Here is a 24,525-nt window from a genome sequence, read left to right on the forward strand (position 1 = left end):
TCCCGTCCAACGCGGGATGTTCGGTTTTCGGCTTCCATGGCGTTGCGTAAGCGTGAGAAAGCCCACCCATTGCCTTCGATCCATTCCCTGTGAGCCTTCGATTTTGAGCAAGATCACGATCGGCCGCCAATTCTGCGGCCCGCCGAACTCCGGCAATGGCGGCTACGTGTGCGGCATCCTGGCGGACGGCCTGGACGGCCCGGTCACCGCCGTGCTCCGCGCGCCGATCCCGCTGGACGTGGGCCTAGCCCTCGAAGCGCGCGACGGCGGCAATGTGCTGCTGGGCGAGGCCGACGCCCTGATCGGCCAGGGCGGGCCGGCGACGCAGGAACTGCCCGAGCCGCCCGCGGCGCCCAGCCTCGAGGCGGCGCGCGCCGCGGGCTTGCGCCACATCGGCCTGACTCAGCGGATTCACCCGATCTGCTTCACCTGCGGCGCCGAGCGCGAGGACGGCGACGGCCTGCGCGTCCTGCCCGGCCGGCTCGAGGGCGCCGAGACCGGCGTGGTCGCCTGTACCTGGACGCCGCACGCCAACTTCGCCGACGCCAAGGGCGCGGTCGCGCCGGAGGTGGTGTGGGCGGCGCTGGACTGCCCGGGCTACTTCGCCTGGGTCGAGACGGAGGGCCGCCACGGCGCGCTGCTGGGCACCATGACCGGCGAGATCGCGGCGCCGGTGAAGGCCGGCGAGGAATATGTCGTGGTCGCCTGGCCGATCCTGAAGGACGGCCGCAAGGAGATCGCCGGGACCGCGCTGTTCGACCGCGCGGGCCGGCTGATGGCCCGGTTCCATCAGGTGTGGATCGTCCTTGGGCCGCGCCCGATGGCGTCGGCCCCGGCGGCGGAGGCGGCTTCGGCCTGACGCTTGCGTCGCGCGCCGCGGGCCGCCACAACGCGCCGCGCGGGGAGGCACTCATGAAGGCGGCTTCGGTCTCGGACTTTCGTGAACTGGCGCGGCGCAGGCTGCCGAACATCTTCTTCGAGTACATCGACGGCGGCTCGTACGCCGAGGAGACGCTGCGTCGGAACGTGGCCGACCTGGAGGCGATCGCGCTCCGCCAGCTGGTCATGCGCGACACCACCAAGCTCAATATGACCGTCGAGACCCTGGGCCAGACGCTGCAGATGCCGGTGGGCTTGTCACCGGTAGGCATGGCCGGGATGTACGCCCGACGCGGGGAGGTCCAGGCGGCGCGGGCGGCGGCGGAGGCCGGGGCGCCGTTCTGCCTGTCGACGGTGGGCGTCTGCTCCGTAGAGGAGGTGGCCAAGGCGGCCGCGCCGCCCTGGTTCCAGCTCTACATGCTGAAGGACCGCGGCTACATGCGCGAGCTGCTGCAGCGGGCCAAGGCCGTGGGGTCGCCGGTGCTGGTGTTCACCGTGGACCTGCCGACGCCCGGCTCGCGCTACCGCGACATCCGCTCCGGCTTCACGGGCGCGACTCCCCTGCAGGCGGCGCTCACCCAGGCGTGGGACGGGGTCACCCATCCGGGCTGGACCTGGGACGTGTTCGTACGCGGCCGGCCGCACACCCTTGGCACCGTGGTCGGGGCGGTCACGGAAGGACGGCGCGTGACCGACTTCCTCTCGTGGATCGCCCGGAACTTCGACCGATCCGTGACCTGGAAGGACATGGACTGGATCCGCGAGACCTGGGACGGGCCGATCGTGGTCAAGGGCGTGCTGGACGCCGCCGACGCCCGCGACGCGGTGAAGGCCGGCGCGCAGGGCCTGGTGGTGTCGAACCATGGCGGCCGCCAGCTCGATGGCGTGAAGTCGTCGATCTCGGCCCTGCCCAGGATCGCCCAGGCCGTGGGGGGCGACCTGGAGATCTACATGGACGGCGGAATCCGCTCCGGCCTGGACGTGCTGAAGGCGCTGGCGCTGGGGGCGAAGGCCTGTTTCGTCGGCCGGCCCTGGGCGTGGGCGCTGGGCGCCGGCGGACAGCCGGCGGTGACGAAGATGCTGGACATCCTGCGGGCCGAACTGGCCGTCGCCATGATCCTGACAGGCTGCACAAATGTCCAAGACGCGGGCAGGAGCCTGCTGGACGAAGGCTAGGTCGCCTTCCGCGCGAGCGGAATTCACCATCACGCGAACTCTATTGTGCAGTGCGAAACATTTTGCTCTGCTGCGAGTTCTGAACCCGATCGGTAAATCCGGAGGACGGGTATGCGTGAGTTGAAGTGCCTGGCCTATTCGCTCAGCCATGACGAGGACGTCTGGCGCTGGAGCGTCTATGACGAGGACGGCGTAACGGTCGCGGACGGCGCCCATGCGACGCAGGCCGCAGCGCAACAAGCGGTGGAGATCACCTTGCGATCGGCCGGCGGCGAGAGCCTGTCGGCCTAGGTTGCCGGACGCGGAGCGCGGCCCTAGCCTCAGGTGATGGTGAAGGCCGCGCTTGCGCGCATCTGGCGGTTCGTGAAGCGTTTCGAGGCGCGGGTCCTGATCGGGCTGGCGCTGGCCGCGGGCGCCCTATGGGCGTTCCTCAGCATCGCCGACGAGATGGCCGAGGGTGAGACCGGGGTCGTCGACCGCCGCATCATCCTGATGCTGCGCGAGCCGGGCGACCTGACCGATCCGGTCGGATCGAAGAACGTCGAGGAAGCGGTTCGCGACATCACCGCCCTGGGCGGAACCACGCTCGTGGTCCTGGTGACGGTCGTCTCTGTGCTGGCCTTCGTGTTTCACAAGAAGCGCGTCCACGCCGCCGTGATGGCCGGGGTCATGCTGGCGGCCTGGGGTTCTAGCCAGGCCACGAAGGCCCTGTACGGCCGGCCGCGGCCGGACCTGGTGCCTCACGAGGCCTATGTCTATTCGGCGAGCTTCCCCAGCGGGCACTCGACCATGTCCACGGCGGCCTTCCTGACGCTCGCCATGCTGGTTGCGAGCCTGGAAGCGCGACGGCGCAGCAAGGGCCTGGCCTATGTCATGGCGGGCCTGGTGGTGGTGGGCGTGGGCTTCAGCCGGGTCTATCTGGGCGTGCATTGGCCGACCGACGTGCTGGCGGGCTGGTTCCTGGGCGCGACCTGGGCGCTGCTCGGCTGGATCGCGCTCCGGGCCCTGAACGCGCCGACCCGCGGGACCTAGACCGCGAAACCCGATAGATCGGGCGTGCGGCCATTCCAGCCGGAAACCTTCTCGAACGCCGCGCCGATGGCGACCACGGAGGCCTCGTCGCGTGGGCGGCCGAGGATCTGCAGGCCGGCCGGGAAGCCAGCGTCGGTGAGGCCGCAGGGCACGCTGATCCCTGGAAGGTCCAGGTAGTTGGCGGCGCGGGTGAGGCGGCTGAGCGGGGAGACGGTCTCGTCGACGGTGTCGATCGGCGGGGCCGGGATCGGGCAGGTGGGGCTGAGCAGGCCGTCGTAGCCGGCCAGCCAGGCGTGGAACGCGGCCTGGTCGGCCGCCCGGCGCAGGTGCGCCTCGGCCAGGCGCTCGTCCGAGATCTCGCGGCCGGCTTCGAAGCGGCGGACGATCCAGGGGTCCATGACTTCGGCGTGCGCCTGGATACGGTCCTTCCAGATGCGCCAGCCCTCGCCGGCCATGAGCATGCCGTTGGGGGTGAACGAGTGGTCCAGGGTCTGGGGCGGTTCGATCATCTCGACGCCGAGGCCGGCGCCGCGCAGGCGCTCCAGAGCCTCAAGGTAGAGCCGGCCGATCTCTGGATCGACCTCCCCCAGGGCGTCCAGCGGGATGGCGGCCAGGCGGCGGCCGGTGGCGTCGGTCGTCAGGGCGGCCTCGGCGTCGAACGGACCGCGCGTGGCGGTCTCGCCGTCCGGGCCGGAGATGACGGCGAGCGCGCGGGCGGCCGTCGCGACGTCGCGCGCCAGGACGCCCACGGTGTCGAGGGCGGGGCTGAGCGGATGGACGCCCCTCAGGCTGACCAGGCCGCGGCCGGGTTTGAGGCCGATGACGCCACAGGTCGCGGCGGGGATGCGGACCGACCCGCCCGTATCGCTGCCCAGCGCCACATCGCAGAGGCCCGCCGCCACCGCGACGGCGGAGCCGGAGGACGAGCCGCCGGGCGCGCGGTGGATCGTGGAGTCCCACGGGTTCCAGGGCGCGCCGACCGCCCGGTTGGTGCCCCAGCCGCCGTAGGCCAGCTCGACGGTGTGGGTCTTGCCGACCGCGACGTAGCCCGCCTGCAGCAGGCGTTCGACGACGACGGCGTGATGGGCCGGGCTGGGGTCGAGGGGCACGCGCGCCCCGCCGCCCGTGGGGACGTCCGCGACGTCGAACAGATCCTTGATGGCGAGGGTCGGGCCGGTTGCGACGTCGCCGGCCAGGGGCGGGTCGAACACCTGGACGAAGGCCTTCAGCGCGCCATCGTAACGGCGAATGCGGGCGAGGGCTTCGTCGGGCGTCATATCCCAACTATCGCGCGGCGCGTCTGGTCAGGCTAGGGAGGCGGACATGCCAAATCAGACTTCCGCGAACCTCTACGAGCTGTTGGCCAGCCGGTTTCCGTCCGACCGTTCGAAGCCCTGCTTCCTGCTGAGCGACGGGCGCGCCATCAGCTATGGCGAGCTCGAGACGGGCGCGGCGCATGTCGCGGGCCGGCTCGTCGCCGAGGGCGTTCGACCCGGCGACCGGGTGGCGCTGCAGGCGGAGAAGAGCGCCGAGGTCATCATGGTGTACCTGGGGGTGCTCAAGGCGGGCGCGGTCTTCCTGCCGTTGAACAGCGCCTACACGCCGGCCGAGGTGGACTACTTCCTGGGCGACGCCGAGCCCAAGGTGTTCGTCACCGATCCTCCGGCCTGGGTGGCCGAGGCGGCGGAGCGCGCGCCGTTGGACACGACCGTTCCGCGCGCCGCTTCCGATCTGGCCTCGCTGATCTACACCTCGGGCACCACCGGCCGCTCCAAGGGCGCGATGCTGAGCCATGGGAACCTGGCCGAGAACGCCCTGGCCCTGCACGCGGCCTGGGGCTTCACGAGGGACGACGTGCTGCTCCACGCCCTGCCGATCTTCCATGTCCACGGTCTGTTCGTGGCCCTGCACTGCGCGCTGCTGAGCGGCTGTTCCATGGTCTGGCTGCCGAAGTTCGCCGACGCCGAGGTGTTGGCCGGCCTGAACAGGGCGACGGTGATGATGGGCGTGCCGACCTTCTACACGCGCCTGCTGGCCAATCCAGGGTTCACGAAGGCCAAGGCCGGGGGCGTGCGTCTCTTCGTCTGCGGCTCGGCCCCGCTGCTGCCGTCCACCTTCGCCGAGTTCGAGGAGCGCACCGGCCAGCGGATCCTGGAACGCTACGGGATGAGCGAGGCGGTGATCATCACCACCAATCCGCTGGAGGGCGAGCGGGTCGCGGGCTCGGTGGGCTACCCGCTGCCGGGCGTGGAGCTGCGGATCGCAGGCGGCGAGGAGACAGGGGTCATCGAGATCCGCGGGCCCAGCGTGTTCCGCGAGTACTGGCGGATGCCCGAGAAGACCGCGGAGGAGTTCACCGCCGACGGCTTCTTCATCACCGGCGACGTGGGGCGGCGCGACCCCGACGGGCGGGTCTGGATCTCGGGCCGGGCCAAGGACCTGATCATCTCGGGCGGCTACAATGTCTATCCCAAGGAGGTCGAGCTGGTGCTCGACGAGCTGGCCGGCGTGGCCGAGAGCGCAGTGATCGGCGTGCCCCACAGGGACTTCGGCGAGGGCGTCGTCGCCGTCGTCATCGGTCAGGGCGACGAGGCCGCGATGATCGCCGAGGCGCGGACCCAGCTCGCTGCCTACAAGGCGCCCAAGCGGATCGTGTTCGTGGACGAACTGCCGCGCAACGCGATGGGCAAGGTGCAGAAGAACCTGCTGCGCCAGCGTTACGCGGACCTGTTCGCAGGCTGAGGGCGACCGGCTAGCGGCCCGCCTCGGTGGCGCGGCGGCCGCCGGGGCGGACGTCGCCCTGCTGAACCTGGCGCAGGCGGGCCACATAGATCGGGCCCGTGGCCATCAGCACGCCCAGCACGTCGGCGGTGACCTTGACCGGCGAGATCAGCTCGCCGGCGACGCAGGGCGCCAGTTCGGCCAGCAGCACGACCCAGGCCGCCACCAGCGGGATATCCCCTCGCCGGACATAGGGCATGAGCGCATAGGCCAAGGCGGTGCCCACGTAGAACAGCAGCACCCGCGCCGCGAAGCCGTCGGTTAGGGAACTGAGCGACAGGGCAAGCACGACGCCGCCCATGGCGCAGCCGATCGGCACGTAGAGCGCGCGTGGAAGGCCGGTCGGCGCCGGCAGGGGGAGGGATGATCCGAACATCGCGACATACACCGTAAACGGCGGGCGTCACTTCACGCTTAATGTTCGTGGTTATGCGGAAGTGATCGAGTTCTCGCAAGGCGTGTATGTTGTCGGGTGACACGTCAGGTGAGACGCGCCTTGCGCCCGGTGGTGCGACGCGCTTTCAGAGGGTTGATGGACAAGCTCTTCTTCGACCTCAAGGCCACGCACAATCCGCACCGCTGGCACCTCCCGGTGGACCCGTCGATCTGCGTGGGGCCGCCAGGCAACGTCTTCATGTTCGGCGGGGTCGGCCTGGCCTCGGCGGTGGCGGCGCTGGAGCGGACGACCGGCCGTCCGCTGATCTGGGCCACGGCGCAGTACCTGGGCTTCGCGCGACCGGGCAGCGTGGTGGACATCGACGTCTGGACGCCGGTCCAGGGCAAGTACAACACCCAGGCCAACACCAAGGGCCACGTCGACGACAAGGAGATCATCTCGGTCAGCGCCGCCTTGGGCGCCCGGCCCAGCGAGCTGTCGGGCCAGTGGACCGACCGGCCGGACGTGCCGCCTCCCGAGGACTGTGATCCGGCGGAGCACTGGCGCGCAGCCGAGGGCGGCCTCCACAGCCGCATCGAGGTGCGGGTGGCCAAGGGACGCTACGGCACGGCGAGGAGCGGCGCTCCGGAGGCCGACGGCCGCTCGGCGCTCTGGGTGCGTCCGCGGGAGCGGATCGCCATCGACAGCGCGATGCTGGCCATCATGGCCGACTTCGTTCCGTCGGGCATCGGGGCGGCGCTGGGCAAGAACGCCGGCGGCAACAGCCTGGACAACACCCTGCGCATCCGCCGCATCGTGCCGACCGACTGGGTGCTGTGCGACATCCGCATCGCCGGCGTGCATGGCGGCTTCGGGCACGGGGCGATGCATCTCTACGCCCAGGACGGCGAGCTGATGGCGACGGCCAGCCAGTCGCTGATCGTGCGTGTTCGTGAGACCGCCGAAGACCGTTGAGCAGCATGACAAAGCCGTAACGATCGCTCGCCGTTACGCCGGGTGTAAGAGGCGGCGACACGAGGCGCGGACCGAACCCGCGCCCAAGGGAGCGTACCTTCGCATGACCATCCGCCTGTCCTGGCTCGCCGCGGCGTCGTCCGCGGCCCTGCTGTCCGCCTGCGCCACGATGCCGCCGCCGCCGGTCGCCGAGGCGCCGCAGCCCGCGCCGGCCCCCGCGCCGTCGCCCAGGCCCAGGGCGCAGGTGGGGACGTTCGGGTTCGACGTCTCCGGGATGGACACCTCGGTGGCCGCCGGCGACGATTTCTTCCGCTACGGCGTCGGCAAGTGGGTGGACCGCACCGAGATCCCCGCCGACCGCTCGAACCTGACCAGCTTCGCCGTCATCGGCGAGATGGCGGCGGCGCGGACCCGGGCGATCATCGAGGACTCGGCCAAGACCACCGCGCCGGCCGGCTCCGAAGCCCAGAAGATCGGCGACTATTTCGCCAGCTTCATGGATGAGGCGCGGATCGAACAACTGGGCGCCGCGCCATTGAAGCCGGAGCTTGAGGCGATCGCCGCGATCAGGACCCGCAAGGACCTGGCGCGGGTGCTGGGCGGCAGCGTGCGGGCCGACACCGACGCGCTGAACGCCACCAATTTCGTCACCGAGCGGATCTTCGGCGTCTGGGTGGCCGAAGACCTGAACGACACCTCGATCTACCGGCCCTACCTGATGCAGGGCGGCCTCGGCATGCCCGACCGCCAGTACTATCTCGGCGACAGCCCCCGGTTCGTGGAGTTGCGGGCCAAGTACCTGACCCACATCGCCGTCATGCTGAAGCTGGCCGGCTATTCCGACGTCGAGGCCCGGGCCAAGCGGGTCATGGCGCTGGAGACCGCCATCGCCAAGGCCCACGTCTCGGTGGACGAGAGCGCCGACGTGGCCAAGTCCAACACCGTCTGGACCCGCGCCGAACTGCCGAAGAAGGCCCCCGGGCTCGACTGGGACACCTTCCTGGCGGCTGCGGGCCTGGCCGATCAGCCGCGGTTCGGGGCCTGGCAGGCGAGCGCGATCAGCGGCGTCGCCAGGCTGGCGGGCAGCCAGCCGATCCAGGCCTGGCAGGACTATCTGGCCTTCCATACCGTCGAGCGGGGCGCGCCCTATCTGGCGAAGGCGTTCGTCGACGAGCACTTCGCGTTCAACGGCCAGGCCCTGTCGGGCACGCCCCAGTTGCGGGAGCGTTGGAAGCGTGGCGTCGACTTCACCTCGAACGCCGTGGGCGAGGCGGTCGGCAAGCTCTACGTCGAGCGCCATTTCCCGCCCGCGGCCAAGGCCGAGGCCAAGGAGATGGCCGAGAACGTGCTGAAGGCGTTCGGCCAGCGGATCGACAAGCTGGACTGGATGACGCCGGAGACCAAGGCCCAGGCCCGGCGCAAGCTGGCCAACTTCCGCATCCAGGTGGGCTATCCCGACACCTGGCGTGACTATTCCGGCCTGGAGATCGTCCGTGGCGACGCCTATGGCAACCAGTTCCGGGCCAGCCTGTTCGAGTACCAGCGCAACGTCGCCAAGCTGGGCAAGGCGGTGGACCGCGGCGAATGGTTCATGAACCCGCAGACCGTGAACGCGCTGTTCGCCCCCAGCCAGAACTCGATCACCTTCCCGGCGGCGATCCTGGAGCCGACCTTCTTCGATCCCAACGCCGACGCGGCGGTGAACTACGGCGCCATCGGCGGCGTCATCGGCCACGAGGTGAGCCACGGCTTCGACGACACCGGCGCGCTGTTCGACGAGAACGGCAACCTGCGCAACTGGTGGACCGCCCAGGACATGGCCCGCTTCCGCGCGGAGACCAAGAAGCTGGCCGACCAGTACAGCGCCTACGAGCCGCTGCCCGGCCTGCACATCAACGGCCAGCAGGTGCTGGGCGAGAACATCGCCGATGTGGCGGGCCTCGCGACGGCCTATGACGCCTACATCCTGTCGCTGAAGGGCGCGGCCCCGCAGACCCTCGACGGTTTCACGGCCGATCAGCGGTTCTTCCTGGGCTGGGCTCAGAACTACCGGGCCAAGTTCCGCGAGCCGTCGCTGCGGCGCACCGTCGTGACCGACGTCCACTCTCCGGGGCCCTGGCGGGCGCTGACGGTGCGCAACCTGGACGCCTGGTACCCGGCTTTCGACGTGAAGCCGGGCCAGAAGCTGTACCTGGCGCCCGCCGACCGCGTGAAGATCTGGTAGCCGGCTTGCCCAAGATCCTCCGGATCGACGACGCCGGCGATCCGCGCCTGGAAGCCTATCGCGCGGTGCGCGAGCGCGACCTGGCCGGCCGCGACGGCCTGTTCGTCGCCGAGGGGCGCGTGGTTCTGGAGAAGGCGGTGGTGGCCATGCCCGGAGCCATCGCCTCGGTCCTGGTGGCCGAGCACCGGCTGGCGGCCCTGGCCGACGTGCTGGCGGCGCTGCCCGGCGATACGCCCGTCTATGCGGCCGGGCAGGTGGCGATGGACGAGGTTGTGGGGTTCCCGATCCACCGTGGGATCCTGGCGGTCGGCCGGCGGCCGACGCGCGACGCCGCGGAGATGATCGCGGCGCTGCCGGCGGACGCCCTGGTCGTCGGCCTCGTCGGCATCGCCAACCACGACAACATCGGCGGGATCTTCCGCAACGCCGCCGCCTTCGGAGCCGATGCGGTCCTGTTGGACGACACCTGCTGCGATCCCCTGTACCGCAAGGCGATCCGGGTCAGCGTCGGCGCGGCCCTCACGGTCCCGTTCGCGCGGGCCGGCGACGCCCTGAGCCTGCTGCGGGCCCTGGACGCGGCCGGTTTCGAGAGCGTCGCCCTGTCGCCACGGGGCGAGACCGAACTGGGCGACGTGCGGCCGGGACGCCGGGTCGCGGCGCTGTTCGGCGCCGAGGGGCCGGGCCTGCCCGAGGCGGCCCTGGCGCGCTCGCGGGCGGTGCGGATCGCCATGGCCGGCGGGTTCGATTCCCTCAATGTCGCCACCACCAGCGGGATCGTCCTGCATCACCTGGCCACGCGCCGCGAGGGGCCGGTTTAAAGAGGCGCTTAACGCAAACCGGCGATACTTGGGCTGGGACCGTACAAGCGGGCGGACCCTGGGGGAGTGAATGGTTCGGGAGCCGGCGCGAAACGCAGCGACGACGCCGATCGACCTGGAGGGATCCAGGGCGGTCTTCGACCGCGCCACGCGGCTGGCCAGAGCCCTGTTCGGCGACGTCGACAGCACGATCACCCTGAAGCTCGAGAGCGGCTTCTGGCGCAGCCGAAGCAATGAAACCGTCGCCGACGCGGCGTCCATTCGCGAGGTCATGCGCCGGGGCGAGGTGGTCTGGTCCGAGGACTGCGCGAAGGATCCGCGCTTCTGCAACGAGGCGGCCGTCATGAACGCGCCGCATGTACGGTTCTATGCGGGGGCGCCCATCCGCCTGGCGGACGGCTCCACGCCCGGGGCGCTGTCGGTGCTGGGTCTCACGCCGCGCGCATATGACGCCAGCTTGGCGCGCCGCCTACAGGATCTCGCCGACTTCGTCGCCGACGAGTGGGCGCGGGTGAACGCCGAGCGTGGTCAGATGGGCGCCGAGCACACCATGGGCGCCATCGTCGACGCCATGCCGGTTTCGGTGGTCCTGACGGATCGCGACGTGCGCGTGCTCTACGCCAGCCCGGCCTGGATCAAGGCGCGCGGGCTCGAAGGCGTGGACGTGGTCGGCAAGACCCTCTTCGAACTGCGCCCCGAGATCTTCGAGCCGTGGCGAGAGGGCATCTTCAACTGCATGGACGGCCACAGCCGCTCGCTCGAGCGCGTGCCGTTCCCGCAGAACGACGGATCGCAGGGGTGGGCCAAGGTCGAGCTCGCGCCCTGGCTGGACGTCGACGGCGCCGTCGGCGGCCTGATCGTCAGCTCGTACGACATCACGCATTTCGTCGAGGCGTTGGACCGGATCGAGCGGTCCGAGGAGCGGTTGCGCGTCGGCCTCGAGCTGGCCGAACTGCACGTCTACGAGATGGACTATGTCCGCGGCGAGCTCTTCAAGGTCGGCGCCGAAGACAGCTTCTACGAGAAGCCGATGACCTACCCCGACCTGGCGAAGGACATCTGGGTCGGCATCGACCCGCGGGACAGGGCTCGCGTGAAGGCCGAATGGGCGCGCCATGAGCACGAGGGCGTTCCGTACCAGCCCGAGCACCGCGTCGCCCGCAGCGACGGCCAGGAAATCTGGGCCGCCGGCACCGCCAAGCTGATCACCGACGAGGCCGGCAGGCCGCTGCGGCTGGTTGGCGCGCTGCGCAACATCACGGCGCGCAAGGCTTCCGAACAGGCCCTGGTCCAGGCCAAGGACGAGGCGGAGGCCGCCAACCGCGCCAAGAGCGCCTTCCTCGCCACCATGAGCCACGAGATCCGCACCCCGCTCAACGGGGTGCTGGGCATGGCCCAGGCCATGGCCGCCGACGCCGATCTGAGCGAGACCCAGCGGGGACGGATCGAGGTGATCAAGCAGTCGGGCGAGACCCTGCTGACCATCCTCAATGACGTGCTGGACCTGTCGAAGATCGAGGCCGGAAAGCTGGATCTCGAAACGGCGCAGTTCGAGCTGGACGATCTTGCCCGCTCGGTCCACGCGACCTTCCAGGCCATCGCCGACACCAAGGGGCTCGATTTCGAACTCAGTGTCGATAAGGCCGCCCAGGGCGTCTACGAGGGCGACCAGGTGCGGATCCGCCAAATCCTCTGGAACCTGGTCTCCAATGCCCTGAAATTCACCGACAAGGGCGGCGTGAAGGTCCGGATCGGCCGCGAACGGGACGCGCTCTCGCTGACCGTGTTCGACAGCGGCATCGGCATGACCGCCTTCCAGCTCGCCGGCCTGTTCCGCAAATTCGCCCAGGCTGACGCCTCGACGACGCGGAAGTTCGGCGGCACGGGCCTGGGCCTGGCCATCTGCCGCGAGCTGGCGGAGGCGATGGGCGGCACGGTCAGCGCCACCAGCGCGCCAGGCATGGGCTCGACCTTCACCGCCATCCTGCCGCTCAAGAAGGTGGCTCGCGCCACGCCGAAGCCGAAGAAACCGGCGAGGGCCAAGGCGCGGTCTCGACCGGCCGAGGACCGTCCGGTGCGCGTTCTGGCGGCCGAGGACAACGCCATGAACCAGCTGGTCCTGAAGACCCTGCTGAGCCAGGTCGGCATCGAGCCCGAGATCGTCGGCGACGGCCGCGCGGCGCTGGAGGCCTGGGAGCGCGAGGCCTGGGACGTGATCCTGATGGACGTGCAGATGCCGGTGATGGACGGCCCGACCGCCACCGCGATGATCCGCGCCCGCGAGCGGTCGGAGGGGCGGGCGCGGACGCCGATCGTGGCGCTCACGGCCAACGCCATGCCGCACCAGATCGCCGAGTATCTGGAGTCCGGGATGGACGCCTTCGTCGCCAAGCCTATTGAGGCCCAGAGGCTTTACGAGGCGTTGCAGATCGCGGTGGATGGGGTCGCAGACGCGAGGACGGCGGCGGCTTAGCGAGATCCGGAGATCCTCATCGGCGGGTGTGTGCGCGCCGGGGGAGTAAGGAGGATCTCCGGTCCCTCTCGCTAGAGAGCTTAGGCGGCTCGGCCGAACTCCACGGCTGAGACCACCACGTCCATGACGGTGTCGCGGAAGGCGACGACCGCCGGTTCGCCCGGGGCGGCGCCGGCGGCCACCATCAGGGGCAGAAGGTGTTCCTCGCGCGGGTGGGCTTCGCGGCCGTAGGGCGCTGCGTCCCAGCGGGCGAGGACGGCGTCGCGGTTCGGGGCGTCGGTGACCGCGCCTTCGAGCCAGGCGTCGAACTTCGCCGAGCGCTCGGTGAAAGCCGGCGAGAAGCCGCGCATGTTGTGCCAGCTCATGCCCGACCCGACGATCAGGACGCCCTCGTCCCTTAGCGGCCGTAGCGCCCGGCCGGCGGCTAGATGGGCCTCAGGGTCCAGATCGGCCTTCAGCGAGAGCTGGACGACCGGGATGTCGGCGTCCGGCGTCACCAGCTTCAGCGGCACGAAGACGCCGTGGTCCCAGCCGTGCTCGTCGTCCTCGGCCGAGGCGATGCCCGCCTCGCCGAGGAGCCGGCGGACCCTGCGCGCCAGGCCGGGGGAACCCGGTGCGCTGAAGGTCAGCTCGTAGGTGTGCGGCGGGAAGCCGAAGTAATCGTAGTCGAGCTGCGGCCACTTGCCGGTTGCCACGGTGAAGACCGGGGCTTCCCAGTGGCCCGAGACCACGAGGATGGCCTTCGGGCGTTCGGGCAGGCTGGCGATCAGGCCCTGGAGATAGGCCGCGGTTCGGTCCCAGGTGTCGGCCGGACCCCGACCCCACTCCATGAAGAAGCAGGGGCCCGCGCCGTGGGGGAGGAAGACGGTGGGCAGGGTCATGGCTTTACCTGGGACCTTCCGGGGGGCTCGGTCAGGCCGCTTTCGCGGCCGGGATTTCGTGGACGATCTTCTCGATCCAGGCCGAGAACTGGGCGCCGTAGGACTTGAGGAACTCGGTCGTGCCTTCGTTGATCATCTCGCCGGCGTCATCGAACAGCGCGAACGCGTTGCCGATGTAGGCTTCCTGGCTGAGCAGCGGCACGTTCAGGAACACCAGCGACTGGCGCAGGTGGTGGTTGGCGCCGAAGCCGCCGATGGCGCCGGGCGAGACGCTGATCACCGCGCCGGGCTTGCCGTTCCAGACGCTGGAGCCGTAGGGGCGCGAGCCCACGTCGATGGCGTTCTTGAGCGCGCCAGGGACCGAACGGTTGAATTCCGGCGTGACGAACAGGACGGCGTCCGCCGCGGCGATCTCGCTGCGGAACCGGACCCACTGGGCCGGCGGATCGGATTCGAGGTCCTGGTCGAAGTGCGGGAGGTCCGCGATCTCGACGATGCTGAACTTCAGGTTCGGGTTGAGCGCGGCGAAGGCCTTGGCCAGCTTACGGCTGACGCTGTCCTTGCGGAGCGAGCCCACGACGACGGCGACGTTACGGACTTGGGTCATGACGATTTCCTTTGCGAGAGGGGGTGTTCGAGGTTCAGGCGCCGGCGATGACGCAGAGCCCTTTGATTGCCTGGGGGGCGGACCGGCCGGGCGAGATGGTTTGCGACACGGGAAGACTCTTTCTGATCTCGTTTCCGCCGGCCGGTGGCCTCGGAATGACGGGAAGATGGGCCTTGTCTCGACAGTTGATAATCCGGGTCGTTTGAAGGACTGTCTGTCCAAACAGGAAACAATCGAATGGACCGTCTGGACGAGATCCGCGCCTTCGCGGCCGTGGCCGAGGCGCGCAGCTTCACGCAAGGTGCGCGCAAGCTGGACGTCTCCGGCGCCCAGGTCTCCAAGCTGGTGGCCCGGCTGGAGAACCGGCTTGGCGCGCGACTGCTGAATCGCACGACGCGGGACGTGTCGCTGACCGACACGGGCCAGGCCTACCTCGAACGGGCCCGCGACCTCCTGGAGAGCTTCGACGCCCTGGAAAGTTCGGTCCGCGACCAGAGCGGTCCATCGGGCAACCTGAAGGTCTCGGCGCCCGTCTCGTTCGGCAGGAACCAGCTCACCCCCGCGCTGCTGGAGTTCGCCACCGGCTGCCTGGCGGTATCGCTTGACGTCACCTTCTCGGACCGGATGGTGAACCTGGTGGAAGAGGGCTTCGACGTGGCCGTCCGCATCGGCCACCTGACCGACTCGTCCCTGGTGGCGCGGCGACTGGCGGCGGTGCGGATGATCACCTGCGCGTCGCCCAACTATCTGGCCGGGGCGGGAATGCCGCTCACGCTGGAGGACATGGCCGGGCACGAGGTGGTCCTGGACACCAACGCCCGCGACGCCACCCTGTGGCGCTTCGGACGCAAGGGGGACGCCCAGGAGGTGCGGGTGCATGGCCGGTTGCGGTTCAACGGCGCCGAGGCCTGCGTCGAGGCGGCGGTCCGGGGGTTCGGCATCGTGCGCACCCCGGCCTTCGCGGCGGCGGAGGACCTGCGATCAGGCCGCCTGGTCCCGATCCTGTGCAACTTCGAGCCCGAGGAGATCCACGTGCACGCGGTCTATCCGCACGCCAGGCACCTGGCGGCCAAGGTGCGCGCCTTCGTGGACTTCCTGGCCAAGCGCTACGCCGGCGAGCCGGAGTGGCACCAGGGCTGGGGCGACAAGCACCCGCCGGCTGCCTAGGTTCAGGCGAACGCGATCCAGCGCCCCGCGGCGGCGGTCGTGACCCAGACCAGTATGGCGGCGTAGGCCAGGGCCTTGGTGGCGGGGCCGGCGCCGGATTGGCTGCGCCCGGCGCTGACGATCTGCACCGCGGCGGCGGCCAGGATCCAGGCCAGGTAGACCAGGATCATGATCTTGTTGGCCGGATCGAGGTGGGCGTAGTCGTCGGGCTTGTAGATCAGCTGATGCAGGGCGAGCTGGGTCGCCATCAGGGCCAGGAGACCGACCAGGTAGACGATCCGGGTCAGGCCCCTGGTGACGAACAGCACGATCAGGGACCCCGCGATGATCACGTGCCAGAGGCCGGGGTTCACCAGCTTGGCGACTGCGAAGACGCCGATGCAGAGCCCGAAGAGGGCGAGGCCGATAGCGGCGGAGACGCCGGCGCCCGCGCTGAGCCGGCCGTCGCGCCGGGCCGCCGGCAGGCTGACGCCGTAGGTGAGGAACAGCGCCGCCGCCAGGCCCAGCATCTTTGCCGTGAAGGCCTCCGAGGTATAGAGCCGCTCCGGGTTCGACGTGCCGATCAGGATCCCGGTCACCAGCACGCCTAAGACGCCCAGGTTCAGCCAGGGCAGCACGCCGCGGCGCACCTCGGACGGGCTCTCATCCGTGAGGCCCGAGCCGATAAGGCGCAGGTTGAGCAGGATGCTGGCGCCGCCCAGCAGCGCCAGCGACAGGATGTGCAGCACCTCCCATTGGGCGAAGTACGGCTTGATCTGCGCGCCGGGGAAGGTCTCGTCGAGCTGGCTGACCCAGGGTGCGAGCTGCGGGAAGAAGTCCTGCGGACTGATCACTTCGTCATCTCCGTGAGGTCGACGGCGCCGCGTTCGGAGATCGCGCATTCCTGGGCCGCGTTGGCCCAATGGGGGAGCGCCTTGCCGCACTCGTACCAGTCGTAGGCGATGAAGCGACCGAACATGATCACGAGGATCCAGGAGAGGATCGAAACCACGGCGGAGAGCCGCACCTTGCCCGGCGGCTTGACCGCCGTGTCCCACTGGTCGCGGTCCTTCTGCACCTTGTAGTGGAAAATGAAGATGTTGATGACCGCGACCGCCAGGAAGATCAACTTCAGGCGGAACCAGAGATTATGATAATAAAGCAACGGCTTGGCGTAGAAGAGCAAGAGCCCGGTCACGACCATGAGCGCGAAGCCGAAGACGGTCAGCGGCAGGACGCGGTCGCTGATGACCGAGATCGGCGTCTTCTTGAAGCCGACGCCCAGCAGCCGCAGGTCCACCAGGAAGATGGTGCCCGCGAACAGCATCAGCGACAGGACGTGCGAGCCTTCGAGCAGGCCCCAGACATTCAGGGTGGAAGCGAGCCCCTCGCTCCAGGACGGATCGTACTCGCCGGGGCCTTTCCCCACCTGGGTGGCCAGCCAGACCAGGAAGTCGCGTATCAACTAGAGTTCCCCCACCAGCATACCGGCTCTTCTATAGGGCCCGGCATGCGAGTCCATTGCGCGTTTGCTACGCGGACGCAACATGGTCTCGCCGTGGGTCGCGAGGCTACGGGCGCCCGCGGAACCCCGCAATCCGGGAAATCAGGCGGCGCGGGCCCGTGGGTTCAGGCTGGCGCGCAGCAGCTTCAGTCCCACGCGCAGCGCCGCCAGCCGCACCTCTGCCCGGCCGACGTCGCCAAAGCGCTCCATCCGGTGGCGGGTCGCCCCGCCGCGGCGCGCGCAGGCGAAATGGACGAGGCCGGCCGGACCGTCCGGGGCGGCTTCGGCGAACCCGGTGATCGAGACGGCGAGGTGAGCGCGGGAGGCGGCGAGGGCGCCTTCGGCCATTGCGCGCGCGGCGGCTTCCGACACGGCTCCATCCCCTTCGAGGATCGCCCGGGAGACGCCCAGCAGCTCATGCTTGGCCTCGTCGGAATAGGTGACGAAGCCGCGCTCGAAGGCGTGCGACTTGCCGGGGATGTCGGTGAGGAGGGAGGCGAGGAGGCCGCCGGTGCAGCTCTCCGCCGTGGCGAGCATCACCTCACGGTCGCACGCCTGCGCCAGCACCTCCTGCGCCAGGCGCTCGATGTCGTCGGGGATGGCGGGATCGAGGGCTTCGGCCATGTCGAGCGTGAGAACCCCTCCGGCCAAGCTCGGGTTCCGGGCCTTGATTTTCCCAACCGCAACGGGTCGTTAGGGGCATGAGCGGATCCCCCCGAGTCACTGTGGCCGGCGCCGGCGTGCTGGGCCTGACGACGGCGCTTGCGCTGGCGGACGCGGGCTGCGAGGTCACCGTCTGCGACCCCGGCGGGCCCAACGCCTCCAGCATCGCCGCCGGAATGATCGCCCCGGTGTTCGAAGCGGTGCTGGACCAGAGCGCGCGACCGCACCTGGACCTGTTGATGCTGGCCCGCGACCTGTGGCCGGGCCTGGCCCAGCGGGCGGGGATCTTCCTGGATCGTTCCGGCGCCCTGGCGGTGGGCGACGAGCCCTGGCTGGAGAAGGTGGCCGCGGGATTCTCCGCCCTGCAACTGCGGCCGATGGACATCGGCGGCGAGGCCGCGCGGGGCTTGGCCCCAGGTCTGTCCGACGCCTTCGACGAGGCCCTGCTGTCGCGCGAGGACTGGCGGGTGGACGCTCCGACGAGCCTTGGCGCGCTGGCGAGCGCCGCGAGGGCGGCGGGGGTGACGTTCCAGCGCAGGATCGTCCGCGGCCGCGGCGACGCCGACGTGCTGGTGATCGCGACCGGCGCCAAGGAGGGGCTCGAGGATGTGGCGCCCGAACTGGCGCGCCTCTCTCCCATCAAGGGCCACATCGTCCGCGTGGCGGCGGAGTCGGCGGGGGCGACCGTGCGCGGAGAGGGCGTCTACGCCGCGCCGGGCTCGGGCCTGGCGTTCGGCGCGACCATGGAGCCGGGACGCGGCGACGTCGCCATCGAGGAAGGTCAGGCCATGCCCCTGCTCGCGGCGGGCCTGCGGCTGTTCCCGGGCTTGCGCGGCGCCCCGATCCAGATGGCGGCGGGCGTGCGGGCGACGACCCCAGATGGCTTGCCTATGGTGGGCGCCGGCGCCGCGCCTGGCGTGATGCTGGCGGTGGGGTCGCGCCGCAACGGCTGGCTGCTGGCGCCCCTGGTCGCGACCATGGTGGCGGCTTGCGTGACCGGGCGTGATGCGGGGCCATATGCCGCCGCGCTGGATCCCGCGCGCTTCGGGGCATGACGATGAACGGCTTCTGGCTTTCGGACGAGCAGCAGGCGATCCGCGACGCGGTGGTGCGGCTCTGCGAGCGGTTCGACGCCGACTACTGGCGGCGCACCGACGAGACGGGTGAGTTCCCCGAGGCCTTCGTGGCCGCCATGGTCGAGGCGGGCTGGCTGGGCGTGGCCATGCCGACCGAGCTGGGCGGCTCGGGCCTGGGCCTGACCGAGGCGGCGATCGTCATGCAGGCGGTGGCGGAGAGCGGCGCTGGCTTCTCCGGGGCCAGCGCGATGCACTTGAACATCTTTGGGCCGATGCCGGTGGTGAAGTTCGGCAGCGACGAGCAGAAGAAGAGGCACATCCCGCGGCTGATCTCGGGCCAGGACAAGATGTGCTTCGCGGTCACCGAGCCCGACGCCGGCCTCGACACCACCCGCCTGACCACCAAGGCGATCCGCACCAACGACGGCTACGTCATCTCCGGCCGCAAGATGTGGACGACGAACGCCCAGCGGGCCGACAAGATGCTGATCATCGCCCGCACCACGCCTAAGGACGAGGTCAAGCGGCCGACCGAAGGCCTGAGCCTGTTCTATACGGACTTCGACCGCAGCCGGATCGAGGCGACGCCGATCCCGAAGATGGGCCGCAAGGCGGTGGAATCGAACGCGGTCTTCATCGACGACCTGCACGTGCCGGCCGAGGACCTGGTCGGCGAGGAGGGGCGGGGGTTCTACTACCTGCTGGAGGGGCTGAATCCCGAGCGGGTGTTGATCGGGGCCGAGGCGGTAGGCCTGGGCCGAGCGGCGCTGAAGCGGGCGGCGGGCTACGCGAAGGAGCGGATCGTGTTCGGCCGGCCGATCGGCCAGAACCAGGGCGTGGCCCATCCGCTGGCGAAGTCGTGGGCCGAGCTGGAGGCCGCGAACCTGATGGCCTTCAAGGCCGCGGCCCTGCACGACGCCGGGCGCGATTGCGGCGCCGAGGCGAATGCGGCCAAGTACCTGGGCGGCGAGGCCGGCTTCCGCGCCTGCGAGGCGGCGGTGCTGGCCCATGGGGGCATGGGCTACGCCAAGGAATTCCACGTGGAGCGCTACTTCCGCGAAGCCATGATCGCGCGGATCGCGCCGGTCAGCCGCGAGATGATCCTGAACTACATCGCCGAACGCGTGCTGGGCCTGCCCAAGAGCTACTAGGACAGGCCCGGGCCGTGGCTACTTCGGCAGGCGGAAGGTGATCGGGATCGAGACCTGGGCGCCGCCGACGGCGCGGCCGTCAACCGTCTGCGGACTCATCCTAAAGTACTTCGCGAGCTTCAGCGCCGCGGCGCCGAAGCCCATGTCGCTGGGTGTTTCCGACGCTACCCGGCAGGCGGTCACGGCCCCGGCGTCAGTCACCTCGCAGGAGATGATCGCCTGGCCCTCGGCGTCCATGCGAACCGCTCGGTCCGGATAGAAGCGCGCCATCTCGTCGCCGCCGGGCTTCTTCAGCCAGGTGGGATTGCGGATGTCCGGGGGGCTCGGCGGCGCCACGGGCGTGGGCGGATCGACGGCGACCGGGCCTGGTGTCGGTACGGGCTCGATGACCGGGGCGATCGGCGTCGGCGCGATCGGAATTGGCACGCTGGTGATCACGGGGGGCCGCGGCGAGACGACGCGCTGTTGCGGGACCTTTGGCGGCGGGGGCGGAGGCTCGACCTTCTTGGGCAGAATGTCGACGATGACCGGCGGGGCATCCTCGACGGGCGCCGCCTCGGGCGGGGCGAACTGCATCATGGCGAGGTAGGCGGCGACCAGTGCATGGAGGCCGAGGGAGCCTGCGACCACAAGGCTGGTCGTGCGCGACATGCGGCGACGCGGTGCGACGAAATCGAAGGGTGTAGGCTGGCGAATGACCATAGCGTGCTCCATGGCGGATTACGCATGTAAGTTCGCGATCGGATTACAGCGGTAATATGGCCGTGCTGTGGAGCTATGGCGGCAAGGTTCGTCAACAGGGTTAGCCGGGTGTTAACCATGATCGACGACCACTGGCGCATGGCCGTCCAGGGAATCCGGGGCATCGTCGAAGCCGCCATCCAACGCGCCTCGCAGGCGACGGGGGTGGATTTCGGATTCCTGATGAAGACCGCGGGCCGCGAAAGCAGCTTCAACCCGCGCGCCCAGGCCTCCACATCCTCCGCAGCCGGCTTGTTCCAGTTCGTGGACCAGACCTGGCTGTCGACCCTGAAGCAGCACGGCTCCAAGCACGGCTACGCCCGCTACGCCGACCTGATCACCAAGGGCTCGGACGGCCGCTACCGCGTGGATGGCGGCGAAGCGCGCCGGGCGGTGATGGACCTGAAGCTGGATCCGCACGCCGCCTCGCTGATGGCCGGCGAGCTGACTGCCGACCATGCCGCCTATCTGACCGGCCGGGTGGGGCGCTCGCCGACCTCGGGCGAACTCTACGTGGCCCACTTCCTGGGCCCGGCCGGTTCGGCCAAGCTGATCAAGGCCGCCGAGAGCCAGCCCGGCGCGTCGGCCGCCTCGCTGTTTCCCGACGCCGCGCGCGCCAACCGCTCGATCTTCTATCGCGACGGGCAGTCGAAGACGGTGGGCGAGGTCTACGCCAACCTGACCAGGTCGGGGGGCGGCCAACCGGCCATGGGACCCCGGGCCACGGAGCCCGACCCGGTGGACGGCGGCTTTATCCAGTATGCCTCGACCCGACGCACCGTGCGCGAGCGCGAGCAGGACGCCCTGGTGGCGATGATCCTCAGGGGTTCGCAGCCCGCCGACCAGGCCGGCGTCGGCAGCCGCCTGACCGGCTCGCTGTTCACCAGCGAAATGCTGAAGATGCTGTCGGACGGCCGCGAGGGCTGATCCGCGGCGGCGCCGGTCGCGGCCCTACGCTTCGGAATCCGCCGGAAAAAGAGCGGCCGCGATCTCCCGACCGAAGCTGTTGGGCTTGAACGGCTTCGAGATCGTAGGCCGCGCGCCGTAGGCTCCGTCGAGGCCATGTCGCCCATAGCCGGTGACGAAGGCGAAGGGCACGCCAACCTTGGCAAGGGCGTCCGCGACAGGATAGGCCGTCTCCGATCCCAGGTTCACGTCGAGCACCGCGCCGTCCAGGCTCTCATCGACCAGTGCGAGCCCCTGGGCGACGGTCGCCGCCGGACCGACGACGGCGCATCCGGCTTCCAGCAACAGCTCCTCCACGAGCATGGAGACCAGCGGCTCGTCCTCGACGACCAGGATCCGCAGGCCGGCCAATGTCTTTGGCGTCTTCGTCACGTCTCACTCGTCAGCAGCGGGAAATCGATCTCGCAGGACACGCCGCCGGGATGGAACGCCAGCCGCGCAACGCCGCTCAGGCCCTGCACGCTGCGCTCGATCAGCCGGGTGCCGAACCCGCGGGTGTTCGGCGCCTGGACGGGCGGCCCGCCGCGTTCGGTCCAGACCAGGCGCAACCATTTCGCGCCGTCGATCTCGTGCAGAGCCCAATCGACCTCGACCGTGCCGCCGTCGGACAGCGCGCCATACTTCGCCGCGTTCGTCGCGAGCTCGCCCATCACCATGCCCAGGGTCACCGCCCGGTTGGGGCTCAGCATCACGTCCGGCCCCGTCAGCCGAAACCGACCTTCGACCCCCCGGCCGTAGGGGCTGAGTTGCTCCAAGGCGACGTCGCGGACCAGGGCTCCGCCCCAGTCGTTGCGGGTGAGGACGTCGTGGCTCTGCGACAGGGCGGCGAGCCGCGCGGTCAGCGCCTCGGTGAAGGCCTCCGGGTCCCTGGCCGTCCTGAGCGTCTGGTGAACGATCGCCTGGACGCTGGCCAAGGTGTTCTTAACCCGGTGGTTCAGTTCCCTGATCAGGAGCGCCTGGCGTTCCTCGCCCTCGCGGCGGACGGTGACGTCGCGGATCACGCTGGATATCAGCCCGCCGTCGCTGCCCGGCAGGAGGTTGAGGTTCGTTTCGATGGGGAACTGCGAACCGTCCTTGCGCAGGCCGAACAGGTTGCGGCCGTAGCCCATGCGCCGCAGCCGCGGCGCGGCCAGGAAGGCGGCGATCCGTCCCTGGTGGCCACTTCGAAACTCGTCGGGCATGAGCTTCGTGATCGGTTGGCCGATCAGGTCTGCCCGGGCGTAGCCGAACATCCGCTCGGCCTCGGTGTTGACGAGGACGATCTGCTCGTCCCGGTCCGCGATGACCATGGCGTCCGGGGCGGTCTCCAGCAGGTCGCGGAAACGCGCTTCGCCGGCGCGGAGATGGTCGTTGAGCTCGCCGATGCGGGCGAGCGACCTCTTCAGCGCGGAGTTCGTGACCAGCAGGGTCGAGATGATCGCCACGTCCAGCAGCGCGACGAAGATGAACATCAACGTCGCGGATGTCGCCTGCGCCGCGGATTGCGCCGGGACCGGTATGAGAGTGGAGGCCGCCGCCGCAGCAGCGACGGCGACGAGGCCAGGGGCTGTCCCGAAGAGCAGGGTCACCAGGATCACTGCGGGAAAGAAGGTGATGAACTGGGCGCCGATCAGCCACGGCGATATCGCCTGGCGCAGCAGGAGCGCGACGAGGACCGCCGCTAGGCTCGCCGCGACGCCGACAAGCGCGTTCGTGCGGGGGTTCAACCTGCCGCCCAAGAGACCTGCTTGCATGAGGAAGGAGGCGAGGCGCCGAACCGGAAGCATGACTTAGTTCGGCTGGCGGGGGCGTTCAGGCATTGATCCCGGTCAATACCGCGATCAGGCCGCCGCGCCGTCCGCGAACATCGCCTCGATTTCCGCTTCACCGTAGCCGACCTCGGCCAGGACCTGGCGGGTGTGCTCGCCCAGTTTCGGCGCGGCTGGGCGACGATCGAGGTCGGCGCCGGGGAATCGGGCCGGAGCGGCCGGCGAGCGGTAGGTCCCGCCCTGGCCGTCTTCCACCTCGACGAAGGCGCCGGCGGCGGCCACCTGTGGATCGGCGGCCACCTCGGCGGGAAGCTGCATGGGCGCCCAGGCGAGGTCGGCGGCATCCAGGCGACGTGCGATCTCTTCGAACGGAAGGGCGGCGAAACCCGCATCCAGTTCGGCGGCAAGCAGGGCGGCGTTCAGGCGGCGGGCCTTGCCGGTGGCGAAACGCTCGTCGGTGATCAGGTCGGCGCGGCCGGCGGCCGCGCAGAATTTCTCCCAGCCGCCGCCGGAGCCGCGCGGATTATGTACGAACCAGCGACCCTCCACGCTGCGATAGTAGTTGGCCAGCGCGTTGATGGGGTTGGCGCGGGGCCGCACCGACGCGACCCGGCCGAACTTGAGCTGCACCGCCAGGTCGGAGCCCGTCAGATAGACGCCCGACGCCAGCAACGAGGTCTGCACCAGGCGTCCCTCGCCCGTGCTGTTCCGCTCGTACAGCGCCGCCAGAATCGCCGAGACGGTGGCCAGGGATGTGGCGTGGTCTCCCACCCCGGAGGTGCGCAGGAACGGCTCGGCCCCCTTCGGCGCGGTCATGTAGCCCACGCCGGCGCGGGCCCAGAAGGCGGTCACGTCGAAGCCGGGCAGGTGCGCGTCGGGCCCTTCCAGGCCGTAGCCGGTGATCACCGCATAGACGAGCCGGGGATTGGCCTTGCGCAGGGTCGCGTCGTCCAGGCCATACTTCTTCAGCGAGACGGGCCGCACGTTGGTCAGGAAGACGTCGGCGCCGGCGGCCAGCCTGGCCAGGGCGTCGCGGCCCGCCGGCTTGGCGATGTCAAGGACCACGCCGCGCTTGCCGCGGTTGTCGAGCTCGAAGGTCGGGTTGGCGCCCAGGTCGTTGGCGAGATCCTGGAAGACGTGGCGCATGTTGTCGCCGCCGGGGCGCTCGACCTTGATGACCGACGCCCCCCAGTCGGCGAGGATCCCGCAGGCGCCGGGCCCGGCGATATAGGCGGAGAAATCGACAACCTTCAGACCTTCGAGCAGCACGCGGACACTCCCTTTTTGGGGGCGCACCGTAGCGGAGGT

Annotated in this window: 24 protein-coding genes; 13 read left to right on the forward strand and 11 right to left on the reverse strand. The window is 69.9% G+C overall.

The window, feature by feature from the left end:
- Nucleotides 1-103 precede the first annotated feature (103 nt).
- From EPO51_RS21860 to EPO51_RS21875, 4 genes are all read left to right on the forward strand, one after another.
- Nucleotides 104-859: a hypothetical protein gene (locus tag EPO51_RS21860; RefSeq protein ID WP_293354570.1), complete on the forward strand. Its 756-nt coding sequence runs from the start codon at nt 104-106 to the stop codon at nt 857-859.
- 53 nt (nt 860-912) lie between these two features.
- On the forward strand, nt 913-2,055 hold the full coding sequence (locus tag EPO51_RS21865) for an L-lactate dehydrogenase (protein ID WP_293354573.1): 1,143 nt from the start codon (nt 913-915) through the stop codon (nt 2,053-2,055).
- A 111-nt stretch (nt 2,056-2,166) separates the two neighbouring features.
- Nucleotides 2,167-2,346: a hypothetical protein gene (locus EPO51_RS21870; RefSeq protein ID WP_293354576.1), complete on the forward strand. Its 180-nt coding sequence runs from the start codon at nt 2,167-2,169 to the stop codon at nt 2,344-2,346.
- 39 nt (nt 2,347-2,385) lie between these two features.
- Complete coding sequence (locus EPO51_RS21875) at nt 2,386-3,087, forward strand: phosphatase PAP2 family protein (RefSeq protein WP_293354579.1); 702 nt, start codon at nt 2,386-2,388, stop codon at nt 3,085-3,087.
- On the opposite strand, the gene EPO51_RS21880 is transcribed toward EPO51_RS21875, so the two are convergent.
- The gene (locus tag EPO51_RS21880; protein WP_293354582.1) at nt 3,084-4,364 is read right to left on the reverse strand and encodes an amidase; all 1,281 of its coding nucleotides are present in this window, start codon (nt 4,362-4,364) and stop codon (nt 3,084-3,086) included. The two genes, EPO51_RS21875 and EPO51_RS21880, sit on opposite strands and share 4 nt — an antisense overlap.
- 46 nt (nt 4,365-4,410) lie before the next feature.
- Between EPO51_RS21880 and EPO51_RS21885 the strand changes: the two genes are divergently transcribed.
- Complete coding sequence (locus EPO51_RS21885) at nt 4,411-5,829, forward strand: malonate--CoA ligase (protein WP_293354585.1); 1,419 nt, start codon at nt 4,411-4,413, stop codon at nt 5,827-5,829.
- A gap of 10 nt (nt 5,830-5,839) precedes the next feature.
- On the opposite strand, the gene EPO51_RS21890 is transcribed toward EPO51_RS21885, so the two are convergent.
- Nucleotides 5,840-6,244, reverse strand: coding sequence for a hypothetical protein (locus EPO51_RS21890; RefSeq protein ID WP_293354588.1), 405 nt, complete (start codon nt 6,242-6,244; stop codon nt 5,840-5,842).
- Between the two features lie 156 nt (nt 6,245-6,400).
- Here EPO51_RS21890 and EPO51_RS21895 point away from each other — a divergent pair, with 156 nt between their 5' ends.
- From EPO51_RS21895 to EPO51_RS21910, 4 genes are all read left to right on the forward strand, one after another.
- A complete protein-coding gene (locus tag EPO51_RS21895; protein ID WP_293354591.1) occupies nt 6,401-7,219 on the forward strand; it encodes an acyl-CoA thioesterase in 819 nt (272 codons plus the stop codon).
- A 103-nt stretch (nt 7,220-7,322) separates the two neighbouring features.
- Nucleotides 7,323-9,443 carry a M13 family metallopeptidase gene (locus tag EPO51_RS21900; RefSeq protein WP_293354594.1) on the forward strand — a complete coding sequence of 707 codons (2,121 nt, stop codon included), beginning with the start codon at nt 7,323-7,325 and terminating at the stop codon, nt 9,441-9,443.
- A 5-nt stretch (nt 9,444-9,448) separates the two neighbouring features.
- Nucleotides 9,449-10,261: a TrmH family RNA methyltransferase gene (locus tag EPO51_RS21905; RefSeq protein WP_293354597.1), complete on the forward strand. Its 813-nt coding sequence runs from the start codon at nt 9,449-9,451 to the stop codon at nt 10,259-10,261.
- 70 nt (nt 10,262-10,331) lie between these two features.
- Nucleotides 10,332-12,734: an ATP-binding protein gene (locus tag EPO51_RS21910; RefSeq protein ID WP_293354600.1), complete on the forward strand. Its 2,403-nt coding sequence runs from the start codon at nt 10,332-10,334 to the stop codon at nt 12,732-12,734.
- Nucleotides 12,735-12,814: 80 nt separating this feature from the next.
- Here EPO51_RS21910 and EPO51_RS21915 read toward each other — a convergent pair whose 3' ends face one another.
- The gene (locus EPO51_RS21915) at nt 12,815-13,615 is read right to left on the reverse strand and encodes a DODA-type extradiol aromatic ring-opening family dioxygenase (RefSeq protein WP_293354603.1); all 801 of its coding nucleotides are present in this window, start codon (nt 13,613-13,615) and stop codon (nt 12,815-12,817) included.
- A 31-nt stretch (nt 13,616-13,646) separates the two neighbouring features.
- Nucleotides 13,647-14,222 (reverse strand): NADPH-dependent FMN reductase, encoded by a 576-nt coding sequence (locus EPO51_RS21920; RefSeq protein ID WP_293354606.1) that lies wholly within the window; start codon nt 14,220-14,222, stop codon nt 13,647-13,649.
- A gap of 237 nt (nt 14,223-14,459) precedes the next feature.
- Between EPO51_RS21920 and EPO51_RS21925 the strand changes: the two genes are divergently transcribed.
- Entirely contained in the window at nt 14,460-15,389 is a 930-nt protein-coding gene (locus tag EPO51_RS21925) for a LysR family transcriptional regulator (protein ID WP_293354609.1), read from the forward strand.
- 2 nt (nt 15,390-15,391) lie between these two features.
- Here EPO51_RS21925 and EPO51_RS21930 read toward each other — a convergent pair whose 3' ends face one another.
- The 3 genes from EPO51_RS21930 to EPO51_RS21940 all read right to left on the reverse strand — a co-directional run bounded on the left by EPO51_RS21930 (nt 15,392) and on the right by EPO51_RS21940 (nt 17,496).
- Nucleotides 15,392-16,222, reverse strand: a complete 831-nt coding sequence (locus EPO51_RS21930; protein ID WP_293354612.1) for a DUF6644 family protein — start codon at nt 16,220-16,222, stop codon at nt 15,392-15,394.
- The gene (locus EPO51_RS21935) at nt 16,219-16,833 is read right to left on the reverse strand and encodes a DUF6644 family protein (RefSeq protein WP_293354615.1); all 615 of its coding nucleotides are present in this window, start codon (nt 16,831-16,833) and stop codon (nt 16,219-16,221) included. Before EPO51_RS21935 ends, EPO51_RS21930 begins: the two co-directional genes overlap by 4 nt.
- Before the next feature lie 141 nt (nt 16,834-16,974).
- On the reverse strand, nt 16,975-17,496 hold the full coding sequence (locus EPO51_RS21940; RefSeq protein WP_293354618.1) for a CinA family protein: 522 nt from the start codon (nt 17,494-17,496) through the stop codon (nt 16,975-16,977).
- A gap of 77 nt (nt 17,497-17,573) precedes the next feature.
- Between EPO51_RS21940 and EPO51_RS21945 the strand changes: the two genes are divergently transcribed.
- Together EPO51_RS21945 and EPO51_RS21950 are read left to right on the forward strand one after the other, a co-directional pair.
- Nucleotides 17,574-18,590, forward strand: coding sequence for an NAD(P)/FAD-dependent oxidoreductase (locus tag EPO51_RS21945; RefSeq protein WP_293354621.1), 1,017 nt, complete (start codon nt 17,574-17,576; stop codon nt 18,588-18,590).
- A 2-nt stretch (nt 18,591-18,592) separates the two neighbouring features.
- A complete protein-coding gene (locus EPO51_RS21950; RefSeq protein ID WP_293354624.1) occupies nt 18,593-19,762 on the forward strand; it encodes an acyl-CoA dehydrogenase family protein in 1,170 nt (389 codons plus the stop codon).
- 18 nt (nt 19,763-19,780) lie between these two features.
- Here EPO51_RS21950 and EPO51_RS21955 read toward each other — a convergent pair whose 3' ends face one another.
- A complete protein-coding gene (locus tag EPO51_RS21955; protein WP_293354626.1) occupies nt 19,781-20,464 on the reverse strand; it encodes a TonB family protein in 684 nt (227 codons plus the stop codon).
- Nucleotides 20,465-20,581: 117 nt separating this feature from the next.
- Between EPO51_RS21955 and EPO51_RS21960 the strand changes: the two genes are divergently transcribed.
- Entirely contained in the window at nt 20,582-21,430 is an 849-nt protein-coding gene (locus EPO51_RS21960) for a transglycosylase SLT domain-containing protein (protein WP_293354629.1), read from the forward strand.
- 24 nt (nt 21,431-21,454) lie between these two features.
- On the opposite strand, the gene EPO51_RS21965 is transcribed toward EPO51_RS21960, so the two are convergent.
- The 3 genes from EPO51_RS21965 to EPO51_RS21975 all read right to left on the reverse strand — a co-directional run bounded on the left by EPO51_RS21965 (nt 21,455) and on the right by EPO51_RS21975 (nt 24,486).
- Complete coding sequence (locus EPO51_RS21965) at nt 21,455-21,841, reverse strand: response regulator (RefSeq protein WP_293354632.1); 387 nt, start codon at nt 21,839-21,841, stop codon at nt 21,455-21,457.
- Nucleotides 21,838-23,175, reverse strand: a complete 1,338-nt coding sequence (locus EPO51_RS21970; RefSeq protein ID WP_293354635.1) for a sensor histidine kinase — start codon at nt 23,173-23,175, stop codon at nt 21,838-21,840. The genes EPO51_RS21965 and EPO51_RS21970 overlap by 4 nt, the downstream gene beginning before the upstream one ends.
- Before the next feature lie 114 nt (nt 23,176-23,289).
- Entirely contained in the window at nt 23,290-24,486 is a 1,197-nt protein-coding gene (locus EPO51_RS21975; RefSeq protein ID WP_293354638.1) for a CaiB/BaiF CoA transferase family protein, read from the reverse strand.
- Between the last annotated feature and the right edge of the window lie 39 nt (nt 24,487-24,525).

The sequence above is a fragment of the Phenylobacterium sp. genome (assembly GCF_004297125.1).
Lineage (GTDB): Bacteria > Pseudomonadota > Alphaproteobacteria > Caulobacterales > Caulobacteraceae > Phenylobacterium.